This window comes from Pseudolactococcus reticulitermitis, from assembly GCF_002260845.1.
GTDB lineage: Bacteria > Bacillota > Bacilli > Lactobacillales > Streptococcaceae > Pseudolactococcus > Pseudolactococcus reticulitermitis.
Genome location: NZ_BEDT01000008.1, coordinates 1 through 23070, shown reverse-complemented (window position 1 = coordinate 23070; position 23070 = coordinate 1). Strand labels below are relative to the sequence as shown.

The following is a 23070-nucleotide window of genomic DNA, read 5'->3' as shown; positions in this document are numbered from 1 at the left end:
ACACTGTTACCGCTATTGACTGTTATACCCGTTGAAGTAACCGCAGTAACTGTCACGTCTGATGGAAAATTTGATGAGTTGTACGTTGTTCCCGCTGGCACTGTAATCTTGACATTTCGTGTTAATGTTTGATTAACCGTATCTACCGTAGGAACGTCTCCTAATGTCACTGTGCCACCACTTAAATTGAAAGCAGCCGCATACTGACGGATGAGCTGCAGTTCTTGTTCATACCTCGTTTTTGTGGCATCATCAATCGTACCATTCGCCACCAAATCAGCCAATTTATAATCAGATTCAGTTAGAGACAGACTGCTAATCAGATTTTGGAGTTGGGTTAAATAAGCACTACCAGTTAAATTATCAGCTCTACCAAGAGAGGTTTGAAGTCTGGCAGCTAATGCGGTTCTTGAATTTGAAAGTGTTTGTAAGTTGCCAAAACTATCAAAATTATCTTTTGTTACCGTTAGATTTTGTGCCAAAAATTGATGATATAAATCTGCCTCAAGTCCAAGTAAATCATTTCGCTTATCAATCAGCGTTGTAATTTGGTCTGAAATATCACCTTTAACACCATCAATCAAGGTATTATAGTCTGTGATCTTCTGTTTCAAGTCAGCTAAATGTCCTGTTTCATTCCCCGATGTGTCCTTTTGGTAAAATTCATTTAAACCATTGGCAATATCTGTATGCAAACCCTCAAATTGTTTGTAATAAAAGGTTTGGTCACTTTCAGCTTGGTTTGTGATGCCTTTATTGGCATTGTCTACATTGATACCTGCAATTTTCTTCTGGGTATCGAAATAATCGGTAATCTGTGGCAACTGGTTTGAAAAACTCTCGCCAGTTTGTTTCATCAGATTTTTCGTACTATCTGTAAAGCTGTTTTGCATGGCAACATTGGCTTGGTTGATGCCTTTCAAACTGCTTGTTCCAGAAATAAAGCTCGCATAGCTTGGCATACTAGACTTAAATGGATTTTGAACTTGAGCAGATAAACCAGCAACTAAATTCTGTTGTTTACCAACGGTCGCATTCATCTGAGTTTCAGCTTCAGCGATATTGCCTGCGACACTTGAATAGTACATCTTGACAACATTTTGATTGAAATCGTATAAGACTGACGTAATTTTATCTTGAAGTATCTTCTCGGATAATTCATCTGCTTGTGGTTGAATCTTATAGGCAACGTCTGCTTGGGTCGGATCAATATCCTGTAATGTCAGCAAATCTTTTGAAAAGGTCTGAGGTAAATAGATGACCGCATCAACCGAGCCATCTGAATACGCTTTGTCAGCGACTGACCTTGACACAACTTGCCAGTTATATTGATTATCGTTTGAAACCAAGTCAATGAAACTTTTACCGAAATTATAGTCTTGATGATTAAAACTTGAAGCAATATCTTCATTGACTAAAGCGATTGTCGGTGTTTTGGCTTTGACTTTAGTTTGCGGCTTTTGATTCAGAAAGACTAGAAGAACAACCAAAGCAGACAACACGACAAACAGAGACATACCTGTAATACGCATCATCTTACGATAGTGATTATTCAGTTTATCATTGAGAGTTGGTTTATGCTTCATTGCTTTAGTTGCTCCTTGATTCATACTAAAATCCAAAACTTTATTCTTCAGGATTTACATTCTCTTTTTCTTGTTCAAAAAATTCATCGACATTTCCTTTAATAAATGAATTTTCTGGATTTTTTTGATAGTTGAGCATATTTTTTATAAACTGTTCGTTCTCACTATCAGAGTAACCTTCAAATTCAACTTTATCTACATCTTCTTTATTAAAGAAATAAATTTCATTTTCCCCAACATAACCAAGGGGATATATAACAGCTGAATAATCAAATAAAACCGTCTCTTTTTCTGGAGGTGTTAAAAGATTGGAACGTCCGATAATGACCATTTTTACTGTCCCTTCTCTTAAATAAACCACGCTACCAATTGGTAATAAGCTATTCTCTTTTTTCATTTTCTTTCTCCTTATATTTAATATATACATCCGCTGTTCTTAAAATTCCACCATTTAGAAAAAAGGCTAAAAAAGTAAGCACTATCAGACCAGTAATCATCGGATTACTATAACTTGTTCCCACGATAATTAAGAAAAACACTATAAAACTTGCGTATCCTACTTTTGTAATAGACATCATGAAATCTTTAAATTTTATTCCAATTACTTTCTTGCGAAATTCAAACTGTTCAATAGGGATTTTCTTTTTTATAGATTTTTTAGCAATAATGTTTATAGCCCACCAAAGTAAAAAACTAATGAAGACAATAAACACAAAAGGTGGAATATGCAAAAATTTAAGTATATTAACTATAGGCTTATCCATTAAAGCAAACAATCCAATTATTCCAGCTGAGATTGCCCCACCACCTAGAATTTTTGATAAAAATACAGTTCCAGAAACTTTTGCTGCTCCCCAAACCATGTCGTATTCACTAACTAAAAAATGCTCCCATTCCGATATATCACTGCTACTCGGAATAAAATAAGCGTCAAATTTCTCATATCTACTAACAAAAGGAATATAATGTAATAATCGAAAGCTACACCAATGATCAATAATTACCCTTTGTCCATTAGGTAAAACAAGAAATAGATACCTAAAGCTTGGCAATCCAAACCATTTAACATGTTCCCATTTCTTTTTTACCATGACAAAGCCTTTCCAACAGAACCGAAGAAACCTGACACTGCTTTGCCAATTTTTTTATTGGTAATAATTTTTTATTATTTTTCATTTTTCTCCTCCGTATATTTAATGTATAAATCTGCTGTTCTGGGGATCCCATCATTTACAAAAAATACTAAACATAATAATGCAGTTAAGATGATAACTGTCTCTGAACTATGAGTATTTCCTAAAATCAGGACTAAGAATATCGTAATCCAAGTAACTATATTTTTGGCTATAAACGCTAACCAATCTTTAAATTTTAATTGAATAAATTTTTTTTCTATTTTGAAATTATTTAAATTGATTTTCTTTTGTAAATTATATTTACTGAAAATATTTATCATTATCCAAAAAGAAAAACTAAAACATAAAATCAATAAAAAGTATGGTATATGAAGATATTCCAATACAGCTGTCAAGGGGGTATCAACTAATTTTAACATTCCCCAAAATAGACTAGCTATGACACCACTTCCAAATATTCTTGCTAATAATATCCCAGAAGATATTTTTACTCCGTCACTAATCATTTCTTGTTGATTTTTTAAAAGATTCTCCCAACTAGAAATATCTTCATTTTTATCAATAACATAAACATTGAACTTTTGTGTTTTTTTAAAAAACGGAATACAGAATAAGAAATTTAAGCCATACCAATGATCTACAATTATTCTTTTTCCATCAGGTAAGATTATTAAAAAATATCTAATACTCGGTAAACCATACCAATCTATTTGAATAAAATTTTTATTCTTCACGCAAAAACCTTTCCAAGCGAATTAAAAAAATTTGAAGCCCCCTTTATTGCTTTTCCAACGGTTTTTCCTGGATCTTTAAAGAACTCCTTTACTGGTTTTTGATCAAATACCCAGTCAATTGCCATACTCGCAACAACCCCTGCTGCAATTCCCCAACCAATTCCTGGGACGAATATTCCGATTGCAATTCCAGCCCCAGTTGATAGCATACCATGAGTTACTGCTTTACCAACATTTTTGTCTTGTTGGTAATCTGAGAATCCATCCATAACTCCACCAACTACAGCAACCCCTGCTGTTACACACTTACCTAAGTTAGCCCCTGATTTTAGTGCCAATCCTTCGGCATCTTTCATAGCCTTCGCTGTCGCACCTGGGACTCTACCTACTATTTTGCCATTCCCAAGTCCCGTTGCATACCTATTTTTCCAAGCATTCTCTGCCGCTATTTTAGCTGCATCATTAGCTTTTTTCTTGACCCCCTCTTGAATTGTTTCTTCAAAAATAGTAGTTAATGCCTCATTTTTTGTTGCATCATGAATATCTTTGATAAACTCTTTAATTCGTTTAAGGTTCTTCCCACTTCCTTTGATAACTAATTTCCCTGAACTATCGAAACTAACACTATTGACCGCCAATATTGCAGTAGATAAATTCTGAATCTCATTTTGTGATTCACTAAATAACGATGAGGTCTTCATATCCAACTCATGAAGTTTTTTCAGTTTCTCTTCTACTTTACGAATATCATCTTGAACTGTATTCATAAAATTTGAGAGGTCACTCGCATAACTGTAACACATCGCTACCATATCCGGATCATCATTAATTCTTGCTTGATTCTGATAAACTCTAATTTGAGAGGTCAAGGTCGCTTGTTGACGACGTAACTCTTCAAGTTGTTGGTTTAATTTGTCTTCATCAAGAATTTCACCACCTGCCGCGGCTGTATACTGCGAAAATTGTTGCAGTTTAGTTTTGATGTCTTGAATGCTTATATCTACTTTATTGACTGTAGGAATAACCAGCTGTGAAAACATGGCTAGTCCAGCATCGAAAGCTGCTCCGCCTAATTGCTTGCTGTTCAACACACCAACAAGATGATTATTCCCTTTCTTCAAATCAGAGATGACTTGTTCACAACTCGTAAGATTAGCTTGAAAATTCGATACCAATTCGCCTGATTCACTTGGATTATAAATTAGTCCCATGCTAAATCATTCCTTTCTTTTAATAAATTCTCTCGCTCATCCTCTAGTTTCTGATTAAGGCGCTTAAACTGCAAATCTTGTGTTTCTTGTTGAGTTGAAATGACTTGAGCAAGGTATCGTCGTTTTTGTTCCGTTTCACTAAAACCACTACTACTATGATTTCTTCGGTTGAGTTCATCTTCTCTGACCCATGTTCCTAAACCATAATTTCCAAAGTATATTAAAAACCAAAAGTTTGGTTATCTTTTGATGACCCTGTATTTCCTTTTTTTATCTTCGAACCTTCTTTTTCTAGCCATTTTTCATAGAGTTTAATAAATCTAGTTTCTTCTTCATCTTTAAATCCCTCGAAAATAACTTCATCAATATCCTCATCATTAAAGTAATATACTTGTTCAGGATCTAATCCTTGCGGATAAAGTGCACCGGTATAGTCAAAATATACTTTTTGACCTTCTTGTTCAACCAATGGTCCACGGTTTAAAACCATAATTTTTTGGTTGCCTTCTGATAGATAAACGATACTTCCGATTGATAACATAGTTAAATCTCCTTTTTTTCTATAATTTTATATTTTTTAGTTTCATCTGGAATATATTCTACTCCAGAAATAAGTCTTCCAAATGTATTGGACAGCAAAATTCCAAACCAAATTCCAAAACATAATACTGGCAAAATTGACTTGCTAGAATCAATACTGATAAGTATAAGCATTACGTAAAATATTGATATTCCTATCGCTATTGTGTTACTTCCGATAATATAGAATCTTTTCCTTCTTTCCTCTACAAGGAGCAATTGATAGTTTGCAAAATTATTTAACTGTTTCAATAAAATTTTATTTGACTCAAATTCTCGAAAAATAATATAACCGAGAAATACCATATACATCAAAATTAATATCCCTGCTATAAAAAATGGCAGTAGTAAAAATACCATTAATATAAGCGGAAATAATATAAGTACTGAAAAAATCACATTGGACTTTGGAACTAAATTCCCTAAAGTGAGTGACATGGAAGAAAATTCTTTTTCATGATTTGTAATATCATAAATACCCCACGTTTTATTTTCTCTATTATTATATAATGTACTGAATGGAAAAAAATTTTTTATTTTTTTTACATCATAAAAGTCAATAACATAACTTTTCCCATGTAGCCTTATTAAATAAAATCTACTACTAATACGTTCTAAATTTTCTATACGGTACCTATTGTACTTTGGGTCTACCATCCAAATGCTCCTTTTAGAGATTTTAATGGATTACTAACTACTTTCCCTATCTTATTTATTCCATCTCCTATAGCATTAACGCCATCTCTAAACGGTTTACGATAGTGGTTATTCAGTTTATCCGTGAGAGTTGGTCTATGCTTCATTGCTTTAGTTGCTCCTTAATTCAATTCAAATATTCATTCACATATTCTTTATAATCTGGCTGAGATTTTTTATTCATAGCATAAACCAAACTCCCTAAAAGATAATTATCCTCTGAATCAGGTTGAAGTAACAAAGCAACATCGTTCTTTTTTTCTGGAATGATAAGTGAATACATTTTCTTGTTAATTTTTAGACCATAATAACGGTAAGAATTCTTTACACCAACAGCATTTTGCGTGTAATCATAAGTTTCTTTACCAATTTTAATAGTATCTTTAGAAATAGTGATTGTAACATTAGTAGCCGCTGCATCCTGTGCTTTCCATGTTCCTTGAATCTTTTTTGAACCTTTACAACCCGTTAAAAATAATAGAAAACCTAGACAAGTTATAAATATTAAAATAGTTTTTTTCATAACTTTTTATTTCTCTCCTTCAATAAAATCGTTTAATTTATCTAAATATGCTTCTTCGTAATCTGTTGCAGAAGCTTTAAATATTATTTCAGAAATTGCTCTTTCATTAAACAAATACATAGATTTAGCATCTTCAAATCCTTGCGGATTTAATACTCCTACATAATCATAAACATTGTTTTCGTCATCAAGCTGATAACGTCCGACAATCATTAGGGGCTGTGTAGCACCTTCCAGTAATACAGTTGTTCCGATTGATAACCAATTTTTATTATTTTTCATTTTGATCCTTTTATATTCTTCGTAAGAATTACTATTCCTAGAATTATTAAATATATTGCACCAATACAACCAAGTGCAATAAGAAGTGGTTTTAAAGTGTGGTTCATCACCTTTATCGCAAATAATGGATAAATAAGCGCAATTCCAGCATAATACCAACTAAAAGCTTCAAATTTTGTAGGTCTTTTCTCCAGAGGTAGCATATTCAGATGTTCTTGAGTTAAAATTTTTCTATTATTAAACGCATAAGAAACATTCACATTTACTGATAATAAACCAACATCAGATAAATTGTGAGTAGCAATATATTCTGCTATATAAAATAGAAGAATATGATTAACCTCCTCATCAGTAGCCCAAGCCGCTACTGATAATTCAAGTTGAAACTGACCATTTATCTTGATAGTTGAACGACTGAAAACAGCAATAGGAACACCATTTTTATTGACAGGATAGATGACACCTTTTGTGCCAGAAGAGAGCAAATCCTTACTGTAAATCTCACCATTATTTTCAAAGTAAGATTGCCAATAAGCTATTTTCAAAAAATTATGAATACGCTTTCTAACTACTTTGTTATCACTTTTTTGTAAATCTCTTCCCAAAATTCTTTCTGTTTTTGAAACTTTTTCAAATTTATCATAAACGACAAAAATTTGTTCATTATTTTTTATCTTATAAGCACGATTAGTAGCATCTTGCTCAATATCAAAAGCTGTCTCCCACGTATCAGAATTTGGCTCATATTTTAGAATTTTAAAACTTTCTGAATCACCCGATTGCTTTAATTTGAATTGTTTATTCATTTAAACAGCTCACCGAACATTCCACTAGCATCTATTGATATCCCCAATCCAAATGGTCCTAATTTAAATTTCGCCTCTGCTTTTTGTGTTGTTACCCCTGCTTTTGCTTCGGCAGCTACTCCCACGCCTGCACTACCAGAAACATCTACCTTAATTCCAAATAATGTAAATCCTGCTTTTGCCTCTCCTTCTATTACATATGCACTAGCCCCCGCATCTGCCTGCAAACCAAATTCTGGCTTCCCATTCTCATTGGTAAATGCACCAATTCCAGCATTTGCATGTGCTTCAGCACTATGGCTACTTCCTCTAACAGCTCCATGTACATTTGTGTTATCGTATCCAACTTGTCCATGCCCTTCAGCCTCTGCAGCCGTCACTCCTACTTTTGCCTCCGCTCCTACTCCTGAAGAAAGCGTTCTGTCTTTACCTTTTTTCTTCTTAGTTTTCCCTCCTATTGTAATACCTGCTTCCCCTTCTATTTCCATAGCAGTAACGGAAACACCATTCCTTTTGTCACCTTTACTTTCTTTTCCCGCATGAGCTTTGAAACCTACATCTAAATCTGATATGTTTAAATCTTTTTCTATATTTTTATTATTTTTTTCTTTTTCTTACTTTTAGGTTTGGATTCTTTAACAGACAAGAATTTATTGATTTTTGCTAAGTCTGTCTTACTGCACTTCATAGAAAAATTCCCTGAACTATCAAAATTAACACTATTGATTCCCAATATAGCAGTAGATAAATTTTGAATCTCATGAAGTTTCAGATACATTCCCTTTTTTTAGTTTTGATCCTTCGTTCTTTTCCCATTCTTCATAAAGTTGTACAAACCGTTTCTCTTCATCGTCATTATATCCTTCGAACACAATTTCATCAATATCTTCTTTATTGAAATAAAGAACTTGTTCTGGATTTAATCCCACAGGATAAATTGCAGCAGAGTAGTCAAATAATACACTTTCTCCACTGATTTCTATCACTGATCCTCGATTTAAAATCATTAATTTTTGTGTACCCTCTTTTAAGTAAAGGATTGTTCCAATTGGTAAAATGTTATTATCACTCATTATTTTTTCTCCATTTTTTAAAATTTTATTTTTTTGAATGTTTTTAATTCCAAAATCACTAGATTTTAAGCGTATTTATTCTTCAATTTAAAACTAATGCTATTTCGGATAACTCCTAGTTAGTTACTACTCAGTGTTTTTCTCTATTTCAACTAAAATATCTTGGCCTTCCGTTAAACCAATCGCAAATAATCGATGTCTATAAAATAATAATATAGCCGCAAATAAGCCTATAAAAATAGTAGCAATATCATCACTTCTACTAGAAACATCGTATATCATAAAAACAAGTAGAGCTATGAAACCAAATAGCACCATGTTTCCTTTTTTTATCTTATTTCTACTTTTTTCTACTTTTTTCATTGATGAAGATGACTTTAGCGATTAGTGCCTCTTTTTTATTTAAAGATATATCACGTTTTTTTAAAGCAATATAATCCTTTATTTTTTGATAAAAGAAAACCAGAGGAAACATTGTAAGGCTAAGCACTAAAATATCTATATCAATTTTAATGTTTAAAGCTTGTAACATCTTGTATAGACTACCACCAATAAATGATCCTGATATTAGTAATGTTACCCCTCCAATGCCCAAATCTTTAGCAGTAATTTTTTCTTTTTTAAGTTTATCATATTCGACCGAGGTTATTGGATAGATGTTCTTGTAGTAATTGGATGGATTGATAAAAAATCGCAAAATACCATTTGAATCAGTATCAACTATATAATATTTATTAGTATCTTTACCTAAAAGATATCGAGTATTTTTAGAATATTCAAATTTAAGCATGTTTCTTAGCCTCTATGTTATCACGAAGTCTATACTCAATTGAGAGGCTCTAACAAAAAACATTCTATGTTGATTTAAAAAAACCATAATTCCACAGTATAAAATCAAAAAACTTAAGAACTGGTGCTCTATAGAGGCAATTACAAATGGCAATAATACAAATAAACCTATTTGTAATAAATTATTTATCCAAATTTTTCGTTTACTTGAAATATCAACCCTTGCTATAGTCATCCTCTTTTCTGAATTTAAAGTTTTTAAGAAAGCAATACTTTTCAGCTTAAATAATGAATTTATTATTGTGTTAGAAATAAAAGCTATAAAAACTGTGAGCAAAAATGTTAGAACATAATTATCCTCTAAAAATCCTACAGGAACACTTTTCAAAAATAGATAAAGTAAACTAGCATATGGTAACGTACTAGCTGAAACGCTAATCACACCTATTCCATTACTTCCTATGGTACTAACTTTTTTCAATAATCCTTCATAAGATTCCTTACTAATTTCATAAGCTGCTTGTGAAAATTTTTCAGGAAAAATAATATATTTTGAAAATAGGTCTGAATCCGAATCAATTAAATAATATTTACGACCATCTGTAGCCAAACGATATCGGGGAATTTTTGAATAAAAAAGATTAAGCATGTTTTTTGCCCCCAAAATTAAATACAGACTTAATTGATTTCCAACCTGAATCTATTGCCTTACCAACTGATTTAACACCGTCTTGCAATCCAAGAAAGTTTTTATCATATGCAAACTTGGTGATGCTCCCAACCACTATTCCAGCACCAAGAGCCCAACCAAAAGGAGTTGCTGCAACACTTCCAAAAACAACTGTTCCTACACCACTAACAACAGCAGAGGTAATTGCCGTTGTAGTAGCCGAATGTGCAAAAGCAGTTCCAACACTTTCACCATCAGATAAATTTTGATAATAATCTAGTCCAAAACCTAAAGCACCAAGACCTGAAATTTTAGCTTTACCAATTCCATACTCATTTGCTGTTACTGCTTTTACACCTTTTTTTAATATTGAATTGGAGAACGCATTACTGTAACCCGCACCATCCCAGTATATACTACCATTTTGAAAGCCTTTCATATAGTTAGCTGAATTAGGCATTGAAGTGTTAATCCCTTTAGCACTCTCTTCTATATAATCAAAGGCACCATTTTGAAATGCATCACTACCATAATCCAAAACAACATTTCCCTTTGAATTAGATTTTTTCTTACTTTTAGACTTAGACTCCTTATCAGACAAGAATTTGTTTATCTTTGCCAAGTCTTTTTCACTACACTTCATAGAAAAATTACCTGAACTATCAATACTAACACTATTGATTGCCAATATAGCAGTCGATAAATTCTGAATCTCATTTTGTGATTCACTAAATAACGTCGAAGTCTTCATATCCAATTCATGAAGTTTCTTCAATTTCTCCTCTACTTTACGAATATCATCTTGAACTGTATTCATAAAATTTGAGAGGTCGCTCGCATAACTGTAACACATCGCTGTCATATCCGGATCATCATTAATTCTTGCTTGATTCTGATAAACTCTAATTTGAGAGGTCAAGGTCGCTTGTTGACGACGTAACTCTTCAAGTTGTTGGTTCAATTTATCTTCATCAAGAATTTCACCACCTGCCGTGGCTGTATACTGCGAAAATTGTTGCAGTTTGGTTTTGATGTCTTGAATAGCCGTATCTGCCTTGGAGACTGTTGGAATAACCAGCTGTGAAAACATGGATAGTCCAGCATCGAAAGCTGCTCCGCCTAATTGCTTGCTGTTCAACACACCAACAAGGTGATTATTTCCTTTTTTCAAATCAGCGATGACTTGTTCACAAGTAGAAATATTGGCTTGAAAATTCGATACCAATTCGCCCGATTCACTTGGATTGTAAATTAGTCCCATGCTAAATCATTCCTTTCTTTTAATAAATTCTCTCGCTCATCTTCTAGTTTCTGATTGAGGCGCTTAAACTGCAAGTCCTGTGTTTCTTGTTGAGTTGAAATGACTTGAGCAATGTATCGTCGTTTTTGTTCCGTTTCACTAAAACCACTACTGCCATGATTTCTTCGATTTAGTTCATCTTCGATTGCCGTTAGCGTCTGAAAACTACGTGTGATGTCCTGTTCAAAATTTTCAAGCGATTGTTTCAGCTGACGTTCTTGAATGTGTAGTTCTTCGCTTTCACGTTCCTTCTCCATGATTTTCAAATCATAGGTATAGCGTTTCTCTGCATTCTTATCTTTCATGCTACCACCCCCATGTGTTGTTTAACATAGAAGTCGCATCTAGCTTATCACGTTGTTCAATCGCAGCCGCAAGTTTGGGAAATTTTTCTGCTTGTTTTTTTATACCAGATTGTAGTGTAATCATATCTCCAACGATTTTATTGGATACTGTCACAGCATTTTTCATACCTGAAAGGTTACTTTCTCCCAATGAACTGGATTTGGAACTGACATTGCCTGAATTGCCATATTTAGATACGGCATCATTGGCTACCCCTGTATCAGATTTAATCGCTCCTGCCATTTGCATTCTCCTCCTTCATCTTTCTAAATTTATAAAATGGATCTTTTTTTAACAGTTCTTTTTCTTTAAACTCTTGATTTTCTACGACATTTTTTGTTTCTTGTTGTACAAGGGGGACTGTTTGTTTCACTGGTTCATCCGAATTATTTTGCCCATTTGTTTCTGCTTTAGCTTTCGATTTTACTTGTGCTAGAGCTCCTCTCATAGTATTTTCTAAGTCATCAAGTAATTTCTCATCCAATTCGTCAGTATAACCTTCATAAATGACTTGCTTAATCTGTGATGCTGTAATTCTCAAAATATTATCTTTTTGGTCAGGTACATCGCCATGAGGGTGTGGGGCAAGCATATAACGAAGAATTGTCTCTCCGTTTGAATCTTGCCCAATCGCACGTGCCATCACAACATATTTCGTATCTTTTAAAGCATCCATATCATCCACTTCCACGACTGTTCCTAGACCTAGAAATTTCACGTGTTCATCTGCCATCTTTGATTACCCCTCCTCCTGTATTATCGGCACAACAATATGATACAATTCTTCATCTTTTACACAATGTAACACATTTCTTTGATACGACTCGTTTTTGACTGCCAGAGATAAGTTTTCTATAAAATGTTGACTGCTTAACTCACCACCAAATAATATTTGAGTGATATTCTCTTTCACAGTGACTGTTGGCATAGAGAAATTATCACCAACTTTTGTCTGATAATCCATGAAAATCAGTTGTCGTTGACTGGTATTCTGCTCTATTAATGATATGAACTGTGCTTGTTGATAAAAATTCTTTTCTAAAATATCCGCAATGCCATTAAATATGATAATTTGTTTCATTTCAGAGTCTTTTTGTGACATCAAGGACTCCATTGTTTCCTTCAACTCTGTTAAATGGTTGGTAATATCATCCCTTGAAATATAAAGTTTCGCTTTACCTGAGAAGTCTTCCAAGCCCTTCAAAGCATCAATGATGATAACTTCACCAGTTTGTTCAAAGAATTGTTCAATTAAGAATGGAGCTAACAAACCGAGTTGCTTTTTATTAGCCGAGAAAATCCCAATACTATTACCAGTAAACAAATCAAAATTCTCTACTGCTGAGTCTGCTTTATTTAGACCAATATAGAATTTATTGTCCTCTTTTTCAGCCACTACAGTATTAAATTGTGTCGTCGTCAAAAGTTCTGGAACCATCGGAATCTTCGCAGGTCTCACACCCGTCCAGTTTTCATCAAGGGTCGAAACTTCCTTCTCAAGATTTTCCAATATCTCCGTACTATTGTCTCCCTCAACTGGCAAGTAAAATTGAATCGCTCTTGGCACATCAACCATAACCTGTCCGCGACCGACTTTGGCTTCTTGAAGGACTTTCTCACGTCCCATAATGGTTGTGATCTCACTTTCTTCATTGAGGTATAAAGCCATTTTAGTTGAAATCGCACTCATCATGTTCATGCGAACCGCACCGGTTCGACTGGCTGTAAAGACAAGATACACACCAAGACTAGCACCATCACGCAAGACTTGTAAAAGTAGGCTATCAATACTTTCCTTACGTTTGTCATTTGGACTTAAGCCATCATAATTATCCAAGATATTGACAAGGATTGGTAGAGATGCTTTTGTCTTAGACTCATACTGTTCAAGACTCGCAACACCTGCGGTCTTAAACTGTTTCTTACGAATCGCAAGCGTTTCTGCGATATCATCTAACATTTTTTGAAGTTTTTCTTCTTCCTCAAGTGTCACAATATCAGCCACGTGTGGTAAGTCTTTGAGTGGCAATAAACCATTGTTTCCAAAGTCCAGTAGGTTCATCTGGACTTGTTCCGGCGTGTTTGCTTTCGCCAAATTCAAAGCCAGCGTTTGAAGAACTGTCGATTTACCATAACCACTACTCGCAAAGATAACGGTATTACCATGTTTGGTAAAATCAAAATCATAGTTCTCTTGTGTTTGATCACTTGGTATATCTAGTAAACCTAGTGGCACTTTGAGATGACGTTTGCCCCCAGTTTTAACTTGTGGTGTCGCTATATTTTCTCCTAAATTCGGCAACCATGGTTTATCTGGTAGGGTATATTTTGTTTGTTCAAAGGTTTTATCAATCTCTGAAATAACCTTTTCTAACTGAGTGGGTAGGTCACTTGTATCTTTACCTTGTTTAACCTCTTCGCCCGGATCATAAAGTAATTCATACTGTCCAAGGTCGTTGATTTTATAGATGCGTTCATCGACCACTTCGTCTTGACTAGCTTCTGGATCATAAGGGACACCCGCATAGCCACTTTGGAATAGTTCATAAACTTCATTTTCCCCGACCTTGAGATACCCTCGTCCTGGATTGGTAATATGTGCCGCATCAGGCGTTTTCAGTAACTCGTTTGAATCTTGTACCCCTGCCATTTTGAGGGCAATTTTGGATCTAGAATTGGCTTCGATTTGGTCATTGACGACACCACTTGGTTTTTGGGTTGCTAAGATTAAGTGAACACCTAAACTACGCCCAATACGTGCTACTGATGTTAATTCATCTAAGAATTCAGGGACATTTGATTTCAATTCTGCGAATTCATCCGAAACCAATACCAAATGTGGCAAGGGTTTAGTTGGATAGTTGACGTCTTCTTTCGGTGTTAGGCGCTCCTTATAAAGCGACATATAGCCATTGATATTATTGACCCCAAACTTGGCAAATTCTCGTTGGCGTTTAGCTAACTCCGCTTTGATACTTGCGAGTGCTCGTGCAGTTCCTGCACCATCAAGGTTGGTAATAGCTCCCATAAAGTGTGGCAATTTATCTAAGGTATTGGCAATACCGCCACCCTTCCAGTCGATAATTAACATCCCAATATCTTCTGGCGAGAAGTTAATCGCAAGACCGATAAGATAAGTGGTTAAAAACTCAGATTTCCCTGAACCAGTCGTCCCACCGACCAATGCGTGTGGGCCATGCGCACGTTCGTGTAAATCCCAGTAGGCATAGTCTGATTTCCCACGCCAGCCAATCAGTGATTTAATTGATTTATTCGGCTGTGCTGCTTGCCAACGTTGAGAAATTTCGAGTTCTTCGACAGTCTTTACTTCGTATTGTTCTAAAAGTGACAGGCTATCTGGTACGGCATTTTTCTCTACTTCCAAATGATTTAAGTTGGATAACCTACGCACACTATATTCCAAGTTTTCAGGCAGTACATAAGGCTTGAACGCTTCATCCACAAATTCACTGTTTTCGTTCACGAGTCGCCCTTTTTGTTCATTGGGTAATTCAATCAAGGTCGTTACTGTTTCAGGCAACAATTTTGTATTTTCTTTACACCAAATCACTGTAACGCCTAACTCGCTCATATCTTCAGCGAGAAGTTCATTGATACCATGTCCCGCAAGGTAAGTATCATCTTGAATTGTAAAAATATAATGCGGCGAAAATTGAGGTTTCTCTTTTCCAGCCTCATTAACTGCTTGTTTACGTTTCATCAAGAGTTGATAGAAAGCATTCAGCACCACATCACGTAGTTTTTCGTTATAGACAAGCCCACGCATATTCACTTCACTCAATTTAAAGTGAGGGAGTAAACGCCATGGTTTCCATGTTTCCTTATAGGCTTCTTTTGACACCAAACTGATGAAATTCACATCTTGATAAGAATGGAAAAACGCCGTCTGAAATAACAAGGCTTGAACCGTGTCTTTCAAAACCTCATCTGTACCAACCAATCCAATCGTCGCATCCGTTAATGTTATCGGTGTCGCAACATCCCGTTGTGTCGTATACCGTTCTTGAAGATTTCGCAAATGCGCTGCATCTTCACTTAAATCTTTAGCATCTGCCCCAATCTCAACTTTAAGTTTCGATGGTCGATCACTTAAGCCAATCGAAACCTCTAAGAAATCTTTGTTATGACGTTGACGCTCATAAATCCTCGCATCATAGTTAGCCACCATTTCCGTAAGCTCTAATGGTGTCGGCTGCTGGTATGCCAAGACCTTCTTTTCTGCTTCATAAGCTGTCCCTAATTGATTCACTTCGTTTAATAAATAAACTTGATAATCAGCTGCTTGTTCTTCTTCTTCGATTCTCTTTTCTTTTTTATCTGTGACATATTGAGAAACAGTAACTCCCGCAGTCATCAGGCTCATGCCACCCATACCTAGCATCATCGCTGGATTACGACCGCTCAATACCGTTGTAACTCCTGTCATGGCGAGCATTCCCAAAGGTGGTAATAACATCTTCATCAGACCGTTTTTATCTTTAGAATTGTCCTTTGTTAGGGCATCAAGTTTAAAAGTTTGTTTCGATACTTCTAAATTTAACCGAGGACTTCTACGATAGTCTGGAAAATCTTTAGGATATAGATCACTTTTTGGGACTTTTAATAACTTATCTCGATTAAAAATAACAGCATCTGAAAAACTCGTCACTTTCCATTGTTCTTGACATTTTTCTAAATAAAATGATGGTGTCAAAACAGTCATACCATCTTCTATTGCGACAATAGTTGTTTTCTCAACTAAGCAATCATTAAGATAAACTGTTTCGCCTTGTGGTTTGACCGTCATATTCTGAGCATGAAGGATGAGAAGAGAAGCATCTGTTACCTGAATACCACTGTTTTCACTTTTACCAAAAATAAAATCTTTCGTTTCATTGCGAATAAAATAACTTGTTTCAGCGTTTTCTCGTGATACAATGAAAAATAACTGTCCCGCTACAGCCTGCTTACCTATGCCAGTTTTCGAACCATTTATAAAAACGCTATCGTTGACAATACTAAACTTGTACTTTTCTGTATTGAAAAAAGGTTGAGAAGTTGTCAAGGTAATTTTGTCTAATTTTTCATTGAGCAAAAAAATGACAAATACTACTTCGTCTGGATTTAACCGTTCATCTAATGAGAAATGATGTTGCTTTTGTTCCTCATTTGTTTCAAATAGTGTCATATCATCAATTTCCTAACTTTTTCGTTAAATCCTCAATCTGCTTTCTATATTCCTGCAGGCGTTTTTGTTTCTTATCCCCTGCCATGGTCGTATTGAGTTTTGTGGCTTGATACAGATCGGTGTAGGCAAGGAGTGTTAATTGATCATCTCCTAAGTTTTGTGCTAAATTCAAGGCTTCATCAAAGTTCCCTCTACCCATATTGACCCAGTAATTAAGGGTATTGTTGTCTGTTTTGATAGACAAAGTATTTAAAATCGTTTGTTTTTGTGCGCTAGTTAAATCAGCCAAATTCACTGATGAAACAGCTAGAATATATTTTGCAGATTTCGGTAAATCTGCAGGTTTGTATTTTTCTAAATCCGTTTGTGTTTTAGCATAATTATTCGTAATGAAACTCGTTTGAGCTGTCACGATTGCATCAGATTTATCACTACTTGTTTTATAGCGATAGCAAAAAAATGTCATAATAATTGCAAAGACTAGCGCAATCACGCCAAGTACACGATAAACTGCAAAACCACTTTTTGAAACAAGACGTTTTGATTGATTAATTTTCGCTTTTTCTACTGTTAATTCTGTATTCAAGAAGGAAAAAAGTTCTTCTAAGTTCTCAGCAGCAAGGATTTGTGTTGAAAAAGAATCTTTCAAACTTGGTAACCCTTCTAAGCATTTTTCATACGTTACTTTTGACTGAAAGATAGATAAAATTAGGGCTTTAACATCTTTTAAAAATAAAGCTGTATCTTCTACTTTCGGTGCAACTAACCCTTTTAAGCCAAAATGAATAATCGTTAATTTCTCACCTTCAAGATAGAGGTTTTCAGGATGGATAAATGGAATCTGATAATCCCCCTTGATGTCCTGAAGTGGTCTTAACAAATTTGCCAACTCTAATTTTTCTAATTGTGTTTTGGTTTGATTAGATGCTTGAGAAAACGATAAAAGTCCCTCTTGTAGGGTATAGCGTAATTGCACACCTTGATCTGTTTGTTCCGCAACAGCGTACTGGTTGATTTCTTCTAATTCTGATAACTTTACTTGTGTTTTTTCTAGGTTGACAAGAATGCTTTGTTTTTGTTTCTCAACCTCAAGCGTGTCTGCTCCATTAAATAGTCTCATTACGATTCCCCACCTTCTCCTATAACAATTTCAATTTTTTCACCATTTCCAATACCAAAATCGCTTAACCAATCTGAATCTTGTAAACGGACTGTTTTACCTTGAATTTTTAAAAGGATATTTTCTGGTAAGGCATTTCCATGTTCCAAAAATAGCGAACGTAATAGTGAACGTAAGCGACCAAAGGTCACTTTCTTCGGAATAACGATGTCCATCTCATCGTTTTGCATGACTAAAGTAATTTCAAACACGTTTTCTTCTCCGTTTTTTCTTTGCATATCTATTACCAATTAGAATACCTAACAACATTAAAAATATGCCACCAATACCACCTAGCATATAAAAATTCATTTCATTTTTTTCGCTACTATTTTCCACCCCTGTTATAACCTGAGGCTGATAATCTTGAAATAAATTTTTTGTCGCAGGTTTCATATCGAGGCTATGCGTGCTCTTTTCTTCAAACTTTATCGTTTGTTTTTGTTTCGCTAATTGTGCTTGGCTTTCTTTAAGTTTTTGATTCTGTTCTTCCAGCTCGCCAGAAAATAACTGACCTCGGATAGGGAATTCACCACTTCCGCCGACACCAGTCCCATTATTTGTCAAGACATCTGTGTTTAACTTGAGCTTACCATCTGCACTTCCTTTTACAGCCGGAAAAGAAAATGCAAAAACACCAACCATTAGCGTACAAATACACAAAAAGCGCCTTGATAGGCGCCCATATTTAAAAACCAAAGCTCTGTGCATCTTGTGCATCACGCTCAGCGACCGTATCTGCATATTTGTTTAGCTGTTGATTGATGCTTTCTAATAAATCTTCGAACTTCTTAACGTTTTGATAAAGTTCATTGTACTGCTCAAGGTAGGCTTGAAAGGCTTGACCTTTCCATTCTTCTGCAATCGTTGAATTCATTTGGTTGACTTGTTGGATTGCTTGTTCAATTTGTTCTTTTGAACGAATGTAAACTTGTGCTTGTTGTTTTAGCTCTTCTGGTGTTACACTAATTTGTGCCATGTTATTTTCCTCATTTCCATTAGCTATTTAGGGTTAGTAGTTGTGTGATATCACACAACTACTTTCTTTATAAAGAAAGTAGTAATTTTATTTACACTTTCATTTAAGTTCATTATACCAAAATCTATATTTATTTACAAGATATTTTGTCAAAAAAATTATATATTTATTTTTAAAAATTCGATTAAAAAAAAAAAAAAATGTGGTTATAAATAAAAATCACAAACAAATTAACTCGTAAATTTATATCTCTAAAAAATAATAATGCATCAAGTATACACTCTTATACAGTTTATTTTTTTAGTTCCTTCAACTCCTTATTTCTTATGACTATATTGTTTAACTTTTCATATTATTCAACGACAAATTCGGATGTATCAAAAAACGAACCTTCAATGCTAATTGAGAGTTCGTCTATAAGCTGTAATTTAACCGTTCGTTACCCTTTTGTATGGTTTTTTGAATTGGTTACTCTTAATTCAACATTCCTTCTTCAAACTCAGTGATTCTAGAAAACTCTTCTCCAGTTCGATAAGTTCCTAACCTTCTCTCAACAATATCTGCTTTTGTCGGATTATTAATAACCTCTCCGTTCATCAATACCAACCTAGCAACCTTAAAGTCATTCACTTGCCCATCATCTGTAAGTTTGTGAACTTTGATATCTTTAACACCATAAAGCCTTATGGATGCTCTTGTTGTTGGACGCATTTGCATGACGACACAGGCAATAAATAGAATCGACATTGTCGCAATTAAAATATACCAGCCCTTTGTTTTGCGTTTATTCTTCATAGTATAGACCTTTCAATTGTCATGCTGGACTCGCTGCCACTCTAGGTACATGACCACCATAATTTACAGTCTGAGCACCGTTCGCTCCATGATAGCCACCAGTTATCCCGATATAGCCTTTAAACGTTGCTTGAATATACCCATCATAATAAAACAGTAGCGTCTTGTCTATATAGACACGAGACGGCGCACCATTTCCGTATCCAGACCATGAACTCGTAAAATAGTAACTTGTTGGAAGCCCACGAGTTCTTACAGGTAAAATCTGAGATGAAAACTCAAACTCGCCAAGCTTTCCTTCATAATCCTCAAGTGTCCACTTCTCACCATTTGTGAGTGTCACGTGTGTATCCTTACCATCATAAAACACACTCACAATATTACTGGTATCGTATTCCTTCTGTTCAATTGAAACCTGTTGCGTTTGATTTGGTTCACTAACTGTTTCGTCAGCTGATACAAATCCTGTCACACCAAACGACAATAAAGTCGCTACTGAAATGAGCGCCAATTTTTTCTTATCCATATATTTCTCCTCTTATAAGCATCTAATTAAATTGCTTTTTGCTGGTGGGAATGATTTCGAAGAGCAAACCGCTCTCACTGTTTGGGAAGTCCGCTATTTTCTACCAAAGTACATGACATACTACGGCTTAAAAATAAAGCGCTTTCATTTATATTTTCATCTAATCGCCTTCTTTCCAAAACATCGTGTTACACCACATACATTACAGTAAATCTGGAACATTAGCAAGCCATACGACTTAATGTTGTTTTTCATTGATTACGTTTTTTAAAGAGGGGTTAAATTTTTCCAAGGGGGTTATAGTTTCCCCCTTTTGAAAAAACTACTTAACTCTGATTCTTGCACAACACAAAAAGCATAAAACAAAAGGACTCCTCAATCACAATCACGAGAAGTCCCCTTTATTTATATGGTTTTCAGTTCAAAATTTTGTATCATTTTCGCTATGATTATTTCTAACAATGATTTTATTTTGATACAAAGTATATTTGGGTATACTCTGTGAAATTGGGTAGCACTCTGACATTTTGGGTATTGAACCTTATGTTCAGTACCTTTTTGTCTTTCTGCTACCTCGTTACCAATTTATTGTACCACTTTATTTTCGCCTTGACTAGTTATATTATAAAAAAAATTAATTTTTTACTCTCAGGATTTCTTCCTTCAAATTCAATCCCCCTTTATTTCTGTTCCATCCTTGAATGTTATGATGATTTTTTCTTTATCGTAAATCGTGATATGTTCAAGTAAACTACACCATAAATCTTCATCAAACTTGGTAATCAAATCTAAGTTCTCAAGCTCCTTCAAAAACTTTTCAACCTGATTCTTGTGAACTTTTTTCTCAATCAGTTCCTCTTTTATCTTATTCTGTCTCATACTTACTAATTCAAATTTTTCAACTAAATGATTATATTGTCGTTCATAGTCTTCTTGATTCAAGGCAACTCTTGTATTTTCAGAAATCGCCTCTTGAATCATGTCTCCAATTACCATAGCCTCATCTTCTAGCTTTTTTTCTTTCTTTTCAAGTTCTTCAGTTGAAAATAATTCTGCCTTGATGACATTGAAGTTGTCAATAATGTCACGCTTATCCGAAAACAATTTGTTGACGGCATTGATAAATATCTGCTTAATTTCTGCTTCATCAAAATGTGGCGTTTGGCACTTTTTCTTACCAGAAAATTTGTGATTACATTGCCAGATGACACGACGATACTTGTCTGTTGAATGCCAAACTTTAGAACCATACCAACTAGCACAATCTCCACATTTCAATTTGCTTGAAAACATACCTGCACTACTATAATGGCCATTGTCTTTTCTTCTAATTGCTAATTGTCTTTGAACTGCATTGAACACTTCGGAGGAAATAATCGCTTCATGATTGCCTTGAACATAATATTGAGGAATTTCCCCTTCATTCACTTTTTTCTTTTTGGTCAAAAAATCAACTGTATATGATTTTTGAAGTAAGGCATCCCCTTTGTATTTTTCATTTGTAAGAATTCTTCTAACCGTATTCGCATTCCATATGGCTTTGCCTCCCGGGGTTAAAATTTCCTCTTTTGATAGTTGTTTCGCAATCCCATACAAGGATAATCCTTTAAAAAATAAGCCGAAAATCTTTCTGATGATAACAGCTTGTGCTCTATTTAAAACTAGATTGCCATCTTCGCCTCTGTCGTAGCCCAGAAATTGACCAAATGGAACAGTTACTTTGCCATCTGCGAATCGTTTTCTTTGTCCCCATGTACAGTTCTCAGATATGGAACGACTTTCTTCCTGAGCCAAAGAACTCATTATTGTGATCAGTAACTCGCCTTTAGAATCAAAAGTCCAGATATTCTCTTTCTCAAAATATATCTCAATCCCCTTTTCTTTCAATTGGCGAACTGTTGTCAGACTGTCAACTGTATTTCTGGCAAATCGACTAACTGATTTAGTTACGATTAAATCAATTTTGCCTGCCAAGGCATCAGTGACCATCTGTTTAAAGCTCACCCGCTTTGTCGTATTGGTAGCTGTAATCCCCTCATCTGCGTACATCCCTGCAAAGTCCCAATCTGTACGCCCTTTGATATAAGTCGTGTAGTAATCAATCTGTGCTTCGTAGCTTGTTACTTGGTCTTCATTGTCAGTCGAAACACGTGCGTAAGCTGCGACCTTTTTCTTTCTATGATGAGTGATTGACCTTGAAGTATGCTGATGACGAGTAGCCGGTATTTTTGTTATCTGATTGGCCATAATTTTTTATCCCTTCCGTAAAATTCAAATGATAGATGCTCATCATCAAGAACCTGTATACTTTTTATCTCTTCCGCAAATGTAGTCTCATCAAATATTGGTAAAGCTAAGATCTCTGCACAAATTTTTTTCAACTCAACCTCATCAAGCTCTATTTTTTCGCATCCCAATTTTGATTTTTTTCTTGATGTACATTGCCATAAAGTTGCTTTATGACTATTTTTCTTGTGGCTCCTTCTACTAAAATTTTTGCCACAGATTTGACACTTAATTTTACTGCTGAAACAATACCTCGGATTAATAAGTACTTGCCTACGTACCAATTCGATTTGTACCTTCTCAAACAATTCTCGTTTAATGATGGGATCATGACAGTCTGTCATGTAGTATTGGTCCAACTCACCATGATTCCTTCTCTTATGCTTTGAGATAGGATCGAAAACATA

28 protein-coding genes are annotated in these 23070 nt (G+C 34.8%); all 28 read right to left on the bottom strand.

Annotated elements, in window-relative coordinates; translation table 11 throughout:
• The coding region (esaA, locus tag RsY01_RS10530) for a type VII secretion protein EsaA (protein WP_094785489.1) at positions 1-1586 on the bottom strand (1586 nt) is incomplete at its 3' end.
• A gap of 40 nt (positions 1587-1626) precedes the next feature.
• Positions 1627-1983, bottom strand: coding sequence for a DUF4176 domain-containing protein (locus tag RsY01_RS10525; protein ID WP_167373266.1), 357 nt, complete (start codon positions 1981-1983; stop codon positions 1627-1629).
• A complete protein-coding gene (locus RsY01_RS10520; protein ID WP_094785487.1) occupies positions 1967-2677 on the bottom strand; it encodes a hypothetical protein in 711 nt (236 codons plus the stop codon). Before RsY01_RS10520 ends, RsY01_RS10525 begins: the two co-directional genes overlap by 17 nt.
• Positions 2678-2751: 74 nt before the next feature.
• Positions 2752-3456: a hypothetical protein gene (locus tag RsY01_RS10515; RefSeq protein ID WP_094785486.1), complete on the bottom strand. Its 705-nt coding sequence runs from the start codon at positions 3454-3456 to the stop codon at positions 2752-2754.
• Positions 3453-4667, bottom strand: coding sequence for a T7SS effector LXG polymorphic toxin (locus RsY01_RS10510; RefSeq protein ID WP_094785485.1), 1215 nt, complete (start codon positions 4665-4667; stop codon positions 3453-3455). Before RsY01_RS10510 ends, RsY01_RS10515 begins: the two co-directional genes overlap by 4 nt.
• A gap of 220 nt (positions 4668-4887) precedes the next feature.
• A complete protein-coding gene (locus tag RsY01_RS10505) occupies positions 4888-5208 on the bottom strand; it encodes a DUF4176 domain-containing protein (RefSeq protein WP_094785484.1) in 321 nt (106 codons plus the stop codon).
• 2 nt (positions 5209-5210) lie between these two features.
• Positions 5211-5903, bottom strand: coding sequence for a hypothetical protein (locus RsY01_RS10500; RefSeq protein ID WP_094785483.1), 693 nt, complete (start codon positions 5901-5903; stop codon positions 5211-5213).
• 166 nt (positions 5904-6069) lie between these two features.
• The gene (locus RsY01_RS10495) at positions 6070-6465 is read right to left on the bottom strand and encodes a hypothetical protein (protein WP_094785482.1); all 396 of its coding nucleotides are present in this window, start codon (positions 6463-6465) and stop codon (positions 6070-6072) included.
• 6 nt (positions 6466-6471) lie between these two features.
• Positions 6472-6747 (bottom strand): DUF4176 domain-containing protein, encoded by a 276-nt coding sequence (locus tag RsY01_RS10490; RefSeq protein ID WP_094785481.1) that lies wholly within the window; start codon positions 6745-6747, stop codon positions 6472-6474.
• Positions 6744-7553, bottom strand: coding sequence for a hypothetical protein (locus RsY01_RS10485; RefSeq protein ID WP_094785480.1), 810 nt, complete (start codon positions 7551-7553; stop codon positions 6744-6746). Before RsY01_RS10485 ends, RsY01_RS10490 begins: the two co-directional genes overlap by 4 nt.
• Positions 7550-8041: a hypothetical protein gene (locus RsY01_RS11080; RefSeq protein ID WP_238594981.1), complete on the bottom strand. Its 492-nt coding sequence runs from the start codon at positions 8039-8041 to the stop codon at positions 7550-7552. The genes RsY01_RS10485 and RsY01_RS11080 overlap by 4 nt, the downstream gene beginning before the upstream one ends.
• Before the next feature lie 270 nt (positions 8042-8311).
• Positions 8312-8626, bottom strand: a complete 315-nt coding sequence (locus tag RsY01_RS10470) for a DUF4176 domain-containing protein (RefSeq protein WP_094785478.1) — start codon at positions 8624-8626, stop codon at positions 8312-8314.
• Positions 8627-8752: 126 nt separating this feature from the next.
• Positions 8753-8989: a hypothetical protein gene (locus RsY01_RS10465; protein WP_094785477.1), complete on the bottom strand. Its 237-nt coding sequence runs from the start codon at positions 8987-8989 to the stop codon at positions 8753-8755.
• Positions 8967-9416 (bottom strand): DUF443 domain-containing protein, encoded by a 450-nt coding sequence (locus RsY01_RS10460; protein ID WP_094785476.1) that lies wholly within the window; start codon positions 9414-9416, stop codon positions 8967-8969. Before RsY01_RS10460 ends, RsY01_RS10465 begins: the two co-directional genes overlap by 23 nt.
• Before the next feature lie 12 nt (positions 9417-9428).
• On the bottom strand, positions 9429-10064 hold the full coding sequence (locus tag RsY01_RS10455) for a DUF443 domain-containing protein (RefSeq protein WP_094785475.1): 636 nt from the start codon (positions 10062-10064) through the stop codon (positions 9429-9431).
• Positions 10057-11346: a T7SS effector LXG polymorphic toxin gene (locus tag RsY01_RS10450; protein ID WP_094785474.1), complete on the bottom strand. Its 1290-nt coding sequence runs from the start codon at positions 11344-11346 to the stop codon at positions 10057-10059. Before RsY01_RS10450 ends, RsY01_RS10455 begins: the two co-directional genes overlap by 8 nt.
• Positions 11337-11690: a hypothetical protein gene (locus RsY01_RS10445; RefSeq protein WP_094785473.1), complete on the bottom strand. Its 354-nt coding sequence runs from the start codon at positions 11688-11690 to the stop codon at positions 11337-11339. Before RsY01_RS10445 ends, RsY01_RS10450 begins: the two co-directional genes overlap by 10 nt.
• A gap of 1 nt (position 11691) precedes the next feature.
• Complete coding sequence (locus RsY01_RS10440) at positions 11692-11973, bottom strand: hypothetical protein (protein ID WP_094785472.1); 282 nt, start codon at positions 11971-11973, stop codon at positions 11692-11694.
• On the bottom strand, positions 11957-12463 hold the full coding sequence (locus RsY01_RS10435; RefSeq protein WP_094785471.1) for a DUF4176 domain-containing protein: 507 nt from the start codon (positions 12461-12463) through the stop codon (positions 11957-11959). Before RsY01_RS10435 ends, RsY01_RS10440 begins: the two co-directional genes overlap by 17 nt.
• A 6-nt stretch (positions 12464-12469) precedes the next feature.
• Positions 12470-16918: a type VII secretion protein EssC gene (gene essC, locus RsY01_RS10430; RefSeq protein ID WP_238594980.1), complete on the bottom strand. Its 4449-nt coding sequence runs from the start codon at positions 16916-16918 to the stop codon at positions 12470-12472.
• A 4-nt stretch (positions 16919-16922) separates the two neighbouring features.
• Entirely contained in the window at positions 16923-18038 is a 1116-nt protein-coding gene (gene essB / locus RsY01_RS10425; RefSeq protein WP_094785470.1) for a type VII secretion protein EssB, read from the bottom strand.
• Positions 18038-18289, bottom strand: coding sequence for an EsaB/YukD family protein (locus RsY01_RS10420; RefSeq protein WP_094785469.1), 252 nt, complete (start codon positions 18287-18289; stop codon positions 18038-18040). The genes essB and RsY01_RS10420 overlap by 1 nt, the downstream gene beginning before the upstream one ends.
• A complete protein-coding gene (gene essA / locus RsY01_RS10415; protein WP_167373265.1) occupies positions 18282-18722 on the bottom strand; it encodes a type VII secretion protein EssA in 441 nt (146 codons plus the stop codon). The genes RsY01_RS10420 and essA overlap by 8 nt, the downstream gene beginning before the upstream one ends.
• Positions 18723-18765: 43 nt before the next feature.
• A complete protein-coding gene (locus RsY01_RS10410; protein ID WP_094785467.1) occupies positions 18766-19056 on the bottom strand; it encodes a WXG100 family type VII secretion target in 291 nt (96 codons plus the stop codon).
• Between the two features lie 474 nt (positions 19057-19530).
• Positions 19531-19851, bottom strand: coding sequence for a hypothetical protein (locus tag RsY01_RS10405; protein ID WP_094785466.1), 321 nt, complete (start codon positions 19849-19851; stop codon positions 19531-19533).
• 19 nt (positions 19852-19870) lie between these two features.
• Entirely contained in the window at positions 19871-20377 is a 507-nt protein-coding gene (locus RsY01_RS10400; protein WP_094785465.1) for a hypothetical protein, read from the bottom strand.
• 669 nt (positions 20378-21046) lie between these two features.
• Positions 21047-22624 (bottom strand): recombinase family protein, encoded by a 1578-nt coding sequence (locus RsY01_RS10395; protein ID WP_094785464.1) that lies wholly within the window; start codon positions 22622-22624, stop codon positions 21047-21049.
• The coding region (locus RsY01_RS10390; protein WP_238594979.1) for a recombinase zinc ribbon domain-containing protein at positions 22609-23070 on the bottom strand (462 nt) is incomplete at its 5' end. The genes RsY01_RS10390 and RsY01_RS10395, both read right to left, overlap by 16 nt.